Here is a 13,191-nt window from a genome sequence, read left to right on the forward strand (position 1 = left end):
TAAGTGCTTTGATAAAAATACACTTAAATCGTGATGGATTATGAAAAGTAAATCAACCAAAGAATCCTTTATTTATAAGGTTTTCTATCGCCTACTTTGCATAATGTGTAGCTTTTCATAACCAACGTTATGCGAAGCTTCGCATAACGTTGGCAAAACGACCACCTGCGCGAACCTGGGAATTGGGCTGGCGCAGGCCGGGAAAAAAGTGCTGCTGATCGACGGGGACCCGCAAGGCAGCCTGACCATCAGCCTGGGCCACCCCCAGCCGGACAAGCTGCCCTTTACCCTGTCCGACGCGATGGGCCGTATCCTGATGGACGAGCCGCTACGCCCCGGAGAGGGTATCCTGCACCACCCGGAAGGCGTTGACCTGATGCCCGCTGACATCCAGCTCTCTGGTATGGAGGTCTCTCTGGTGAATGCCATGAGCCGAGAGACTATCCTGCGGCAGTATCTGGACACGCTCAAGGGACAGTATTCCCATATCCTGATTGACTGTCAGCCCTCCCTGGGTATGCTCACGGTCAATGCCCTGGCAGCCGCCAACAGGGTCATAATCCCCGTCCAGGCGGAGTATCTGCCCGCCAAGGGCCTGGAACAGCTGCTCCAGACGGTCAATAAGGTGAAGCGGCAAATCAATCCCAAACTCCAAATCGACGGCATATTGCTGACGATGGTGGACAACCGCACTAACTTTGCCAAGGAGATCGCCGCCCTGCTGCGGGAAACCTACGGCAGCAAAATCAAGGTGTTCGGCACGGAAATTCCCCATTCTGTCCGGGCGAAGGAAATCAGCGCCGAGGGCAAGAGCATTTTTGCCCATGACCCCGGCGGCAAGGTGGCTGAAAGCTACAAAAATCTGACGCAGGAGGTGACAAAACTTGAAAAGCAGCGCGAAAAAAGTAGAGCTGGCATCGGTAGATGACCTGTTTTCCACCGAGGAAAGCCGTGCCGATGCACAGCGGGAACGGGTGCTGGAAATTCCCTTGTCTGAGCTGCACCCTTTTAAGAACCATCCGTTCAAAGTCAAGGATGATGAATCCATGATGGAAACTGCGGACAGTATCCGGCAGTATGGTGTGCTGGTTCCGGCGATTGCAAGACCTGACCCGGAGGGCGGCTATGAATTAGTAGCCGGACACAGGCGGCACAGAGCCAGCGAACTGGCTGAGAAAGAGACCATGCCGGTCATTGTCCGGGATTTGGACGACGATGCCGCCACCATCATTATGGTGGACAGCAACTTGCAGCGTGAAAGCCTGCTCCCCAGCGAGAGGGCCTTTGCTTATAAGATGAAGCTGGATGCCATGAAGCATCAAGGCGAGCGCAGAGATTTGACTTGTGCCCAAGTTGGGCACAAGTCAGACGGAAAGAAATCCAGAGACATTTTGGCTGAACAAGTCGGGCAAAGTAAAAATCAAATTCAACGCTTTATTCGTCTGACGGAGCTGATTCCTGAGCTGTTAGATATGGTGGATGAGCGAAAAATCGCTCTCAATCCGGCGTATGAGCTGTCGTTCCTGAAAAAAGAGGAACAGACCCAGCTTTTGGACGCGATGGACAGCGAACAAGCTACCCCTTCTCTCTCCCAAGCCCAGCGGCTCAAGAAATTCAGCCAAGAGGGGCATTTATCCATTGATGTGATGCGGGCCATTATGGGCGAGGAAAAGAAAAGCGATCTGGACAAGGTGACATTCACCTCAGACACCCTGCGGAAGTATTTTCCCAAGAGCTATACTCCGGCAAGGATGCAGGAAACCATTATCAAGCTGTTGGAACAGTGGCAAAGAAAGCGTCAGAGAGACCAGGAACGATGAAAGGAGCTGCCTATGAGAGATATTTCAGCCCGTGAGCTGAAAGGACACAACATTCTTGCCGTGGAGCGTTTTCAGGACAACACCCGCCGGATGATTGAGTTTTCTGTCCTGCGTTCCTGTGCCTACGGCAGTCCCGGTGATGAAATGCGGCTGTTTTTGACCGAGGACGGGTATCAGGCTGCCCTGCAAAGCCAGCAGCATCGGGAAATCAAAATCAAGCGGTATGCCCGTGTGATTGAGGGACATATCCTCGATTTTAAGCCGGACAAGCGCCGCCGCCACTCATAAACAAATCATTACTGCGAAAGGAAAGGATTGAAATGTGTACTGTAAAGGAAATCCGGGAAGCAATCCGGGAGGATTGCCATTCCCAGCATGATATGGAATCTATGGAGATTGACTGTGTTCTGCAAACTCTGCCATTCTCTCAGGGAGATGACCTGTTGGATAAACCGCCCATTCCCAAGCGCCCCTACCGGCGCAGAAAAAGTGAACAAAACTGCTGACTGCCACAATTCTTTTTACAGGATTGTGGCTTTTTTCATACCCTGAGAAATTTGGAAGGAGTGAGGTCAATGGCCGTATTTCGCATTGAACGAACCAGAGATTATACCGTAATGAGCAATCACCATTTACGCAACGGAAAGCTGTCCCTGAAAGCCAAGGGGCTGCTTTCCATGATGCTGTCCTTACCGGAGGACTGGAACTATACCACCAGAGGGCTTGCCGCCATCTGCAAAGAGGGCGTGGACGCAATCGGCGGTGCGCTGCGGGAGCTGGAAGCTGCCGGGTACATTGTCCGTCATCAGCTGCGGGACAAACAGGGTCGGATCAGTGATACCGAGTATGTTATCTACGAGCAACCACAGCCGAAGAACCCGGATACGCCCCAGCCGGATACGGCTTCACCAGATACGGGAAACCCGGATATGGAGAAACCGGATACGGAAAAGCCCGCAGAATTAAATATAGAGAAATCAAATACTCAAAAATCAATTACTCATGGATCAAGTACCGATTCCACTCCCTTCCGGGAAACAGCGGCGGCAAGACCGCCGGAACGGACAGGAAGGGATGCGATGTCTGTCTCCGAGATAGAAAATTATCGGGAATTGATTTTAGAGAACATCGAGTATGACTACCTGTGCAGGGAGTTTGCCACCTATCGGGAGGACCTGGACGAGATTGTGGAGCTGATGGTGGAAACCGTCTGTGCCAGACGCAAAACCACCCGGATCGCAGGCAGCGACTTCCCCCATGAGGTGGTGCGCTCCCGGTTTTTGAAGCTGGACAGCGAGCATATCCGGTTTGTCATGGACAGCTTACAGAAAAACACCACCGAGGTCCGCAACATGAAGCAGTACCTGCTGACGGTGCTGTTTAACGCACCCACCACCATCAGCAACCACTACACTTCACAGGTCAATCACGATATGAACGCAGGCGGCTGGTAAGGCCGTCTTTTTTCATCCCACAACAACGACTTTTACAGGAGGTTACGCTATGAACCAAATGGAAATTTTCAAAAACCCGGAGTTTGGCAGTATCCGCACTTTTGAGCAGGACGACAAGGTATTGTTTTGCGGAAAGGATATTGCGAAAGCACTTGGATACCAACGTACCGCTGATGCCATCACAGCCCACTGCAAAGGGGTCTGCGTTTTACCGACCCCTTCTAACGGCGGTATTCAGCGAATGAAATTTATTCCCGAAGGCGATGTGTACCGCCTGATCGTTCACAGCAAGCTGCCCTCTGCGGAACGATTTGAACGCTGGGTGTTCGATGAGGTGCTGCCCTCTATCCGCAAGCATGGGGCCTACATCACCAGAGAAAAGCTGTGGGAGATCGCTACCTCCCCGGAAGCCATGATGAAGCTATGCTCCGACCTGCTGGCCGAGCGCGAGAAAAATGCGGCACTTCGTGAGGAAAACGCCATGCTGGAGGGCAAGGCAGCCTTTTATGACCTGTTTATCGACCTCAAGCACAGCACCAATCTCCGTACCACCGCCAAGGAACTGGTTGTGCCGGAACGTCGGTTTATCCGCTTCCTGCTGAAACAGCGGTTTGTGTACCGCGCCCCATCCGGGAATGTACTGCCTTATGCAAAACCTGCCAACGACGGCCTATTCACCGTTAAGGACTACTGCAACCACGGGCATACCGGCTCCTATACGCTGGTAACGCCCCAGGGCAAGCTGCATTTTGCCCAGCTGCGGGACAGCATCCTGCTGATGATATGATGACCCGGTATCTTCTGCGGCGGCTGGTGGTACCGCCTTAGTTTTTGAACCATCCCTGCAAAATCCGTGGAAAGGAGGCGTTATCCCATGCAGGAAGAAGTGGAAAACAGGACTTTGACGCTGGTAGTCAACGGCACAAAGTTCACCGGGCGGCTGTTTAAGGCCGCCATTTGTAAATACCTTGCCCATCGCAAGGAAAAGAAGCTGAATAAGCAGAGAAGCCGGGACGCGCCTGTGAAGCCCCAGGGTAAGCAGACGGTCAAGCAGCTCATTGGTCAGAACCAGGGCGTTTCCAATATCGAGATCACCGATCCCTCCATCAAGGAGTTTGAGAAGATCGCCCGGAAATACGGTGTGGATTATGCGGTGAAGAAAGACCGCAGCAGCTCCCCGCCCAAGTACCTGATCTTTTTCAAAGGTCGTGATGCGGATGCGCTGACAGCAGCTTTTACAGAGTACACCAACAAAAAGGTCAAAAAGGCAACGAAAACAGAGCGCCCGTCCGTACTGACAAAACTTAACCAGTTCAAAGAGATGGTTAAAAATGCTGTGGTAGATCGCACCAAGCGAAAGGAGCTGGAACGATGAAAAAGACATTGGACATCAAAAAGCTCATTTTGCTGAATATGCCGTATATCCTGCTGGGACTGTTTGCTACCAATTTTGGAGAGGCATGGCGAATGGCACAAGGGGCGGATGCTTCAGAAAAGTTTCTTTCGCTGGTTGCGGTTCTGCCTGGGGCGTTGCAAAGTTTCTGGCCAAGCCTGCATCCATTGGACTTGTTGGTAGGGCTGTGCTGCGGTGTTGGTCTGAGGCTGGCGGTGTATCTTAAAAGCAAGAACGCCAAGAAATATCGACATGGTTTGGAATATGGTTCGGCCCGCTGGGGAACCCGTGAGGATATTGCACCTTACGTTGATCCTGTATTTCAGAACAATGTGATTCTGACGAAAACGGAGAGCCTGACCATGAACAGTCGCCCCAAGGACCCCAAGACTGCCAGAAACAAAAATGTACTGGTGATTGGCGGCTCCGGTTCTGGTAAGACCCGGTTCTGGCTAAAGCCGAACCTGATGCAGATGCACAGTTCCTATGTGGTGACAGACCCCAAAGGCACCATCCTGGTGGAGTGCGGCAAAATGCTCCAGCGCGGTACACCGAAAATGCGTCCCAAGCTGGGCAAGGATCATCAGCTGGTAAAGGACCGGCACGGCAATCCGGTCTATGAGACCGTAAAGGACAAAAACGGCAAAGTGGTCTATGAGCCGTATCGTATTAAGGTTCTCAATACCATCAACTTCAAAAAGTCCATGCACTACAATCCTTTTGCCTATCTGCACAGCGAAAAGGACATTTTGAAGCTGGTTACGACTTTAATTGCGAACACGAAGGGCGAGGGCAAAGCCGGGGATGATTTCTGGGTCAAGGCGGAAACGCTTTTGTACTGCGCCCTTATCGGGTATATCCACTATGAAGCCCCGGTGGAAGAACAAAACTTTGCCACACTCATCGAGTTCATCAACGCCATGGAAGTCCGGGAGGACGACGAGGAGTTCAAGAACCCGGTGGACCTGATGTTTGATGCACTGGAAGCCGAGAAGCCAAATCACTTTGCGGTGCGCCAGTATAAGAAATATAAGCTGGCCGCCGGCAAAACCGCTAAGTCGATTTTGATTTCCTGCGGTGCGCGTCTTGCCGTATTTGATATTGCGGAGCTGCGCGAGGTTACATCCTACGATGAGTTGGAACTGGATACGCTGGGAGACAGAAAAACGGCTCTGTTCCTCATTATGAGTGATACGGATGACAGTTTTAACTTTCTCATTTCCATGTGCTACACCCAGTTATTCAACCTGCTTTGTGAAAAGGCCGATGATGTGTATGGCGGCAGGCTTCCGGTTCATGTGCGCTGCCTTATCGACGAGTGCGCCAACATCGGACAGATTCCCAAACTGGAAAAGCTGGTGGCTACCATCCGAAGCCGTGAGATCTCCGCCTGTCTGGTCTTGCAGGCGCAAAGCCAGCTGAAAGCCATCTACAAGGACAACGCCGATACCATCATCGGCAATATGGATACCTCCATTTTCCTGGGCGGCAAGGAGCCGACTACACTCAAGGAGCTGGAAGCTGTACTTGGGAAAGAGACCATCGACACCTACAACACCGGTGAGAGCCGTGGGCGGGAAACCTCCCACTCGCTCAACTATCAAAAATTGGGGAAAAGTCTGATGAGCCAGGACGAACTGGCCGTTATGGACGGCGGCAAGTGCATCCTCCAGCTGCGCGGTGTGCGTCCTTTCCTTTCGGATAAGTACGATATTACCAAGCACCCCAATTTCAAGTACACTGCCGACGCGGATGACAAGAACGCTTTTGACATTGAAGCATTTCTGTCCGCAAGGCTGAAACTCAAGCCCAATGAGGTCTGCGATGTATATGAAGTAGACACAAAGGGCACTTAATTTCGTTCCGCTTTAGAAAGGAGTGATCTTATCTATTCGCCGCACCTGCCTCTGTTGAGGCCATTGGCGTACAAGGCGGACAATCGCAAGAAAAATAATGAAAAAGGAGGACAGCCGGAATCATGCCCCCGGAAACCGGGCGGCAGATTGTTCCGGCTTTTGTATGCCTATGAAACATGACAAACCTATTTTTTAATCAGATTCCGGCTAACAAACTATATGGCATTTTTTGAACAGGCAATCACCGTTCTTCAGACCCTCGTTATCGCGCTCGGTGCTGGTCTTGGTATCTGGGGCGTCATCAACCTGCTGGAAGGTTACGGAAACGACAACCCTGGTGCAAAATCACAGGGCATGAAGCAGCTCATGGCCGGTGCTGGTGTAGCCGTGGTAGGCATGGTCCTTGTACCTCTGCTCTCCGGGCTTTTCTCTGTCTAAGCGTCTCCGTATGAAATCCTTGCCGCTCCCGCAGCTTTGCGGGGGCGGCGGAAAGGAGGTTGACACCGTATGGATTTCTTACTTGAAGCCCTGACAAATTGGCTGAAAGAAATGCTGGTAGGCGGCATTATGAGCAACCTTTCGGGGATGTTTGACAGTGTAAATCAGCAGGTCGCGGATATATCCGTACAGGTAGGCCAGACCCCACAGGGATGGAATGGCAATATTTTCAGCATGATTGAGAATCTGTCCAACTCCATCATGGTTCCCATCGCCGGTGTGATTCTGGCGATTGTAATGACGCTGGAACTGCTCCAGATGATTACCGACAAAAACAACCTGCATGATGTGGATACCTGGATGATTTTCAAATGGGTGTTCAAGTCAGCCACAGCCATACTCCTTGTCACGAATACATGGAATATCGTCATGGGCGTGTTCGATATGGCGCAGAGTGTGGTGGCACAGGCATCCGGCATCATTTCTTCGGATACCGCCATTGATATTTCCTCTGTCCTTACGGACATGGAACCCCGGCTGATGGAAATGGATTTGGGTCCGCTGTTCGGGCTTTGGTTCCAGAGTATGTTTATCGGCGTTACCATGTGGGCGCTGTATATCTGCATCTTCATCGTGATTTATGGCCGTATGATTGAAATTTACCGCGCGTCCAGAAGCGCCGCTTTTCATCCAAAGGCGGTGTGCGGGCATTTTGGGAACCCGGCTTTAGCAAGCCGGTAAAGAAAAGTATCAAAGACGTGAAAAGCGTCACTTTAGCGTCATCCGATTTACCCCGGAGGGAAACCACAAGGGGGACAATAGCGTATCGGAAAAATCGCAAGTTGGGAAAACCATCTACCCACGACTGAGCGGCAAGACGCAACATTGTGAATGAGGAGCAAGGCTAAACTGCTTTAAGGGCAGTCCGAGGAGGGATACTCGACCCGGCGGCGCAGGATGGTTGTATTCGCCGTATGTCATAGCGGAATGTGACAGGTAAACACAGACCGCACGATACTTATGACAGCCAGCCGCAGTAAGCGGAAAAGGACGAAAACCCACTACCGACATCACAATACGCTTTTCCCAAAGTGTCTAACTGGAGATTGCCTAAACTGGAACGCCGGAATTATCCGGCTATGCGTAATGCCGCAAGGCGATAAATTTCAAGGGGTAAAAACCCAAGAAAGATGACGCTGAATATCCGGCATGGCAACGGAGCCTCCGTAATAGTCCGAGGGCGGGAAAGCCGTCTACATGGCGAAGGGAGGCAGGATGTCAACCAATTCATAAAAAGGAAAGGTGCGTGAGGCATTATGAGAAGTCCTGAAAATGTGTTGGAAAGCCTAAAATCCAAGGCGTGTAACAAGAGTTACAAGTACGAGCGGTTATACCGCAACCTGTACAATCCACAATTCTATCTGCTGGCATATCAGCGGATACAGGCGAAACCAGGCAACATGACAGCCGGAACAGACGGCAAAACCATTGACGGAATGGGAATGGCAAGGATAAACGCCCTCATTGAAAAGATGCGGGATTTCAGTTATCAGCCTAACCCGGCAAGGAGAACGTATATCCCGAAATCCAATGGGAAAATGCGTCCTCTGGGGATACCGTCATTCGACGATAAACTGATACAGGAGGTGGTGCGGCTCATCTTAGAGAGCATTTATGAGCCAACCTTTAGCGACTATTCCCACGGTTTCCGTATAAACAGAAGCTGTCATACGGCACTCAAATACGTGCAGAAATATTTTACGGGGACAAAGTGGTTCGTTGAGGGAGATATAAAGGGCTGTTTTGACAACGTAGACCATCATGTGCTGATTGCTATTTTGCGAAAGCGGATTGCAGACGAACATTTCATCGGTCTGCTCTGGAAGTTCTTGAAAGCCGGATATATGGAGGATTGGAATTATCACAATACTTATTCCGGTACTCCGCAAGGCTCCATCATCAGCCCAATCCTTGCAAACATCTACATGAACGAACTGGACAGTTATATGGCAGAGTATGCAGAGAAATTCAACTGCGGAAACCGCCGTAAAATCAATCCTGCGTTCAAGAAGAAGCTGGATGTCTGCCGGGGAAAAGAAGAAAGGCTTAAAAGAAATCTCTCTAAAATGAGCAAGGAAGAAAAAGAGGGCTTAATTGAAGAAATCCGGGAACTGCGGCGTAGTCTGAAAGCTATGCCGTATAGCGACCAGATGGATGATAGCTATAAAAGACTTTGCTATATCCGATACGCCGATGATTTCTTAATCGGAGTTATCGGCAGTAAAGAGGACGCAGAACAGATTAAACAAGATGTAGGCTGCTTTATCCGGGAGAAACTTCATCTGGAAATGTCCGAGGAAAAGACACTGATTACTCATGGACATGACTCTGCGAAGTTCTTGGGATATGAGGTCACAATCGCCAAAGGTGAACACAACAAAAAGACCAAAACCGGGACTACCAGACGGGTAAACAATGGAAAAGTCTTGCTCTATGTTCCCCATGATAAGTGGGTAAAACGACTGTTCTCCTACAATGCCCTCAAGATTAAATACGACAAACAAAATGGAAACAAAGAGGTTTGGGAACCTATCCGGCGCACTCGCCTGTTGCACTTGGACGATTTGGAAATCTTAAACCAGTACAACGCAGAAATTCGTGGATTGTATAACTACTACCGACTTGCAAACAACGTGTCTGTACTCAATAACTTCTACTATGTAATGAGATACAGTATGCTCAAAACCTTTGCTGGAAAATATCGGACACGAATCAGCAGAATTATCCGCAAGTACCGTCAAGGGAAAGATTTTGTTGTGGAGTATCCGAAGAAAAACGGCAAGGTGGGAAAAGTGCTGTTCTACAATGACGGTTTCCGCCGGAATACCAAAGTAGAAAGCGGAAATCCCGATATAGTAGCACGAGCCGTTGAGAATTATGGACGCAACAGCCTGATTAAAAGACTGCAAGCGAACCAATGCGAGTGGTGCGGCGCAGAAAATGTGCCGCTTGAAATACACCATGTACGAAAACTCAAAGATTTAAGTGGCAGAAAACAATGGGAAATCGCCATGATTGGGCGTAAGCGCAAGACAATGGCACTCTGCGTCTACTGTCACGATAAGTTACACGCTGGGAAATTAGACTGACATCTGGAGAGCCGGATACGCTGAGAGGTGTAAGTCCGGTTCGGAGGGGAGTTCTCGGAAACCTACCATAGCAATATGGCAAGGCGCCGGGTTCTTACCCTACTTGTGACATCCGTTGCGCCCATCCCCATGGCTGCCATGATGGGCAAGGAATGGGGCGGCATGGGCCAGAACTATCTGCGCTCCCTGCTGGCGCTGGGATTCCAGGCATTTCTCATTATTGTCTGTGTGGCGATTTATGCTGTACTGGTACAGGACATCGCTACGGAGGAAGATGTGATTATGGCGATTTGGAGCTGTGTGGGCTATACGGTTTTACTGTGTTTTACGCTCTTTAAGACCGGCAGCCTTGCAAAAGCTGTATTCCAGGCTCATTAAGGAGGAGGGAGTTTCTATGGCCTATGTACCTGTACCTAAAGACCTGACGAAAGTCAAAACCAAGGTTGCTTTCAACTTAACCAAGCGGCAGTTAGTCTGCTTCGGCGGAGGGGCGCTTTTGGGCGTACCGCTGTTCTTTCTGCTCCGTGGCTCTGCCGGAAACAGTACGGCAGCCCTGTGCATGATGTTCGTGATGCTGCCCTTCTTCCTGCTGGCGATGTACGAAAAGCATGGCCAGCCGTTGGAAAAGATTGTGGGCAATATCATTCGCGTCACGGTGATCCGCCCCAGGCAGCGCCCCTACCGCACCAATAACTTCTATGCCGTGTTGCAGCGGCAGGCAAATCTCGACGAGGAGGTGTCACACATTGTTTACGGCAATCAAAAACTGGCTGCACCAGCTGTTCGGAAAAAACGAGGAAAAAGCTGTGCAGCCGGTCAAAACAAAGAAAAAGCTGTCCCGCGCCGACAGAAAGCAGATTGAAGCTGCCATTGCCCGCGCCAACCGCACGGACAAAAAGGAAAAATCCGCGCAGGACAGCATCCCTTATGAACGGATGTGGCCGGATGGTATCTGCCGGGTATCAGACGGTCACTACACAAAAACCATTCAATTTCAGGACATCAACTATCAGCTTTCACAGAACGAGGATAAAACCGCGATCTTCGAGGGCTGGTGCGATTTCCTCAACTACTTCGACAGCTCGATTCAGTTTGAGCTGTCTTTTTTGAACCTTGCAGCATCGGAGGGAACCTTTGCCCGCGCCATCAACATCCCTCTCCAGGGGGACGATTTTGACAGCATCCGTATCGAGTACATGACCATGCTGCAAAACCAGTTGGCAAAGGGCAACAACGGCCTCATCAAAACCAAGTATCTTACCTTTGGCATTGACGCGGACAGCATCAAGGCGGCCAAGCCCCGTTTGGAGCGCATTGAGACCGACATTCTCAACAACTTCAAGCGGCTGGGTGTGGCGGCGGAAACGCTGGACGGCAAAGCACGACTTTCCCAGCTGCATGGTATCTTCCACATGGATGAGCAGCTGCCGTTCCGTTTTGAGTGGGATTGGCTCCCGTCCAGCGGCCTGTCCACCAAGGACTTTATCGCCCCCAGCTCCTTTGAGTTCCGCACCGGCAGGCAGTTCCGCATGGGTAAAAAGTACGGAGCCGTCAGCTTCGTACAAATTTTGGCCCCAGAGTTGAATGACCGGATGCTGGCTGATTTTCTGGACATGGAAAGCTCGCTGATCGTCAGCCTGCACATCCAGTCGGTGGATCAGATCAAGGCCATCAAGACGGTCAAGCGGAAAATCACCGATCTGGATAAATCCAAAATCGAGGAACAGAAAAAGGCGGTCAGAGCAGGATACGACATGGACATCATCCCTTCCGACCTTGCCACTTATGGTGTCGAGGCCAAAAAGCTCTTGCAGGACTTGCAAAGCCGCAACGAGCGAATGTTCCTTGTAACCTTCCTGGTGCTGAACACCGCAGATAATCCCCGCCAGCTGGACAACAATGTGTTCCAGGCATCCAGTATCGCACAGAAATACAACTGCCAGCTGACAAGGCTGGACTTCCAGCAGGAGGAAGGGCTGATGAGCTGCCTGCCCCTGGGTATCAACCAGATTGAGATTCAGCGCGGACTGACCACCAGTTCCACGGCAATCTTTGTGCCGTTCACCACCCAGGAATTATTCCAGAACGGCAAAGAAGCGCTGTACTATGGCATCAATGCTCTGTCCAACAACCTCATCATGGTGGACAGAAAGCTGCTGAAAAATCCCAATGGTCTGATTCTCGGTACGCCGGGTTCCGGCAAGTCCTTCAGCGCCAAGCGAGAGATCGCCAACAGTTTCCTGCTCACTTCGGATGATGTCATCATCTGTGACCCGGAAGCGGAGTACGCCCCTCTTGTTAAGCGTCTGCATGGGCAGGTCATCAAGATCTCACCTACTTCAACCAACTATATCAATCCGATGGATCTGAATCTGGACTATTCGGATGATGAAAGCCCGCTGTCACTCAAGTCTGACTTTATTCTCAGCTTGTGCGAGCTGATCGTGGGCGGCAAGGAGGGCTTGCAGCCGGTGCAGAAAACCATCATCGACCGCTGTGTGCGGCTGGTCTATCAGGACTATCTGAACGACCCGCGCCCGGAGAATATGCCCATTCTGGAGGATCTGTATAACCTCTTGCGGGCGCAGGAGGAAAAAGAGGCGCAGTACATCGCCACGGCACTGGAAATCTATGTGACCGGCTCCCTCAATGTGTTCAACCACCAGAGCAATGTGGACATCAACAACCGCATTGTCTGTTATGACATCAAGGAACTGGGCAAGCAGCTGAAGAAAATCGGGATGCTGGTGGTGCAGGATCAGGTGTGGAACCGCGTCACCATCAACCGCGCCGCCCATAAGTCCACCCGTTACTACATCGACGAGATGCACCTGCTGCTGAAAGAGGAACAGACCGCCGCTTATACGGTGGAAATCTGGAAGCGATTCCGTAAATGGGGCGGCATCCCGACCGGTATCACGCAGAACGTCAAAGACCTTTTGAGCAGCCGCGAGGTGGAGAACATCTTTGGTGCGACACGTTGACGCACAAACATCACGCTATGAGGGTAATACTTCATAGACTTATGGCCATGTGATGCTAAAAGCGTCGGGCTTATCTCGGCAGGGATGAGCAACAACT

The 13,191-nt window shown here is 50.9% G+C and carries 10 protein-coding genes and 4 pseudogenes; all 14 read left to right on the forward strand.

The window, feature by feature from the left end; all coding sequences use genetic code 11:
• Window positions 1-148 precede the first annotated feature (148 nt).
• Window positions 149-928: pseudogene (locus FYJ45_RS27770) on the forward strand (ParA family protein); the annotation flags it as partial.
• Window positions 885-1,820: a ParB/RepB/Spo0J family partition protein gene (locus FYJ45_RS27775; protein WP_154468229.1), complete on the forward strand. Its 936-nt coding sequence runs from the start codon at window positions 885-887 to the stop codon at window positions 1,818-1,820. The pseudogene FYJ45_RS27770 and the gene FYJ45_RS27775, both read left to right, overlap by 44 nt.
• 12 nt (window positions 1,821-1,832) lie before the next feature.
• Entirely contained in the window at window positions 1,833-2,108 is a 276-nt protein-coding gene (locus tag FYJ45_RS27780) for a DUF5720 family protein (RefSeq protein ID WP_154468230.1), read from the forward strand.
• A 26-nt stretch (window positions 2,109-2,134) separates the two neighbouring features.
• On the forward strand, window positions 2,135-2,326 hold the full coding sequence (locus FYJ45_RS27785) for a hypothetical protein (RefSeq protein WP_441659983.1): 192 nt from the start codon (window positions 2,135-2,137) through the stop codon (window positions 2,324-2,326).
• Window positions 2,327-2,395: 69 nt separating this feature from the next.
• The gene (locus tag FYJ45_RS27790; protein WP_154468232.1) at window positions 2,396-3,274 is read left to right on the forward strand and encodes a DUF6017 domain-containing protein; all 879 of its coding nucleotides are present in this window, start codon (window positions 2,396-2,398) and stop codon (window positions 3,272-3,274) included.
• A gap of 49 nt (window positions 3,275-3,323) precedes the next feature.
• Window positions 3,324-4,061: a BRO family protein gene (locus FYJ45_RS27795; protein ID WP_154468233.1), complete on the forward strand. Its 738-nt coding sequence runs from the start codon at window positions 3,324-3,326 to the stop codon at window positions 4,059-4,061.
• A gap of 87 nt (window positions 4,062-4,148) precedes the next feature.
• Window positions 4,149-4,649 (forward strand): PcfB family protein, encoded by a 501-nt coding sequence (locus FYJ45_RS27800; protein ID WP_154468234.1) that lies wholly within the window; start codon window positions 4,149-4,151, stop codon window positions 4,647-4,649.
• Window positions 4,646-6,523 (forward strand): VirD4-like conjugal transfer protein, CD1115 family, encoded by a 1,878-nt coding sequence (locus FYJ45_RS27805; protein ID WP_154468235.1) that lies wholly within the window; start codon window positions 4,646-4,648, stop codon window positions 6,521-6,523. The genes FYJ45_RS27800 and FYJ45_RS27805 overlap by 4 nt, the downstream gene beginning before the upstream one ends.
• A 219-nt stretch (window positions 6,524-6,742) precedes the next feature.
• Window positions 6,743-6,961, forward strand: coding sequence for a Maff2 family mobile element protein (locus FYJ45_RS27810; RefSeq protein WP_003525154.1), 219 nt, complete (start codon window positions 6,743-6,745; stop codon window positions 6,959-6,961).
• Window positions 6,962-7,030: 69 nt separating this feature from the next.
• Window positions 7,031-7,669: pseudogene (locus FYJ45_RS27815) on the forward strand (VirB6/TrbL-like conjugal transfer protein, CD1112 family); the annotation flags it as partial.
• 608 nt (window positions 7,670-8,277) lie between these two features.
• Window positions 8,278-10,110, forward strand: coding sequence for a reverse transcriptase domain-containing protein (locus FYJ45_RS27820; RefSeq protein ID WP_002586536.1), 1,833 nt, complete (start codon window positions 8,278-8,280; stop codon window positions 10,108-10,110).
• Between the two features lie 99 nt (window positions 10,111-10,209).
• Window positions 10,210-10,488 (forward strand): annotated as a pseudogene (locus FYJ45_RS27825) (hypothetical protein); the annotation flags it as partial.
• 16 nt (window positions 10,489-10,504) lie between these two features.
• Window positions 10,505-10,972, forward strand: a complete 468-nt coding sequence (locus FYJ45_RS27830; RefSeq protein ID WP_016147255.1) for a PrgI family protein — start codon at window positions 10,505-10,507, stop codon at window positions 10,970-10,972.
• Window positions 10,917-13,079 (forward strand): annotated as a pseudogene (locus FYJ45_RS27835) (VirB4-like conjugal transfer ATPase, CD1110 family); the annotation flags it as partial. The gene FYJ45_RS27830 and the pseudogene FYJ45_RS27835, both read left to right, overlap by 56 nt.
• Between the last annotated feature and the right edge of the window lie 112 nt (window positions 13,080-13,191).

The sequence above is a fragment of the Eisenbergiella porci genome, from assembly GCF_009696275.1.
GTDB lineage: Bacteria > Bacillota > Clostridia > Lachnospirales > Lachnospiraceae > Eisenbergiella > Eisenbergiella porci.

Excerpts from the sequence above, each read along its gene's own strand:
- FYJ45_RS27780 (WP_154468230.1), top strand. The coding sequence starts at position 1,833 with ATGAGAGATATTTCAGCCCGTGAGCTGAAAGGACACAACATTCTTGCC.
- FYJ45_RS27790 (WP_154468232.1), top strand. The coding sequence starts at position 2,396 with ATGGCCGTATTTCGCATTGAACGAACCAGAGATTATACCGTAATGAGC.
- FYJ45_RS27795 (WP_154468233.1), top strand. The coding sequence starts at position 3,324 with ATGAACCAAATGGAAATTTTCAAAAACCCGGAGTTTGGCAGTATCCGC.
- FYJ45_RS27800 (WP_154468234.1), top strand. The coding sequence starts at position 4,149 with ATGCAGGAAGAAGTGGAAAACAGGACTTTGACGCTGGTAGTCAACGGC.
- FYJ45_RS27805 (WP_154468235.1), top strand. The coding sequence starts at position 4,646 with ATGAAAAAGACATTGGACATCAAAAAGCTCATTTTGCTGAATATGCCG.
- FYJ45_RS27810 (WP_003525154.1), top strand. The coding sequence starts at position 6,743 with ATGGCATTTTTTGAACAGGCAATCACCGTTCTTCAGACCCTCGTTATC.
- FYJ45_RS27820 (WP_002586536.1), top strand. The coding sequence starts at position 8,278 with ATGAGAAGTCCTGAAAATGTGTTGGAAAGCCTAAAATCCAAGGCGTGT.
- FYJ45_RS27830 (WP_016147255.1), top strand. The coding sequence starts at position 10,505 with ATGGCCTATGTACCTGTACCTAAAGACCTGACGAAAGTCAAAACCAAG.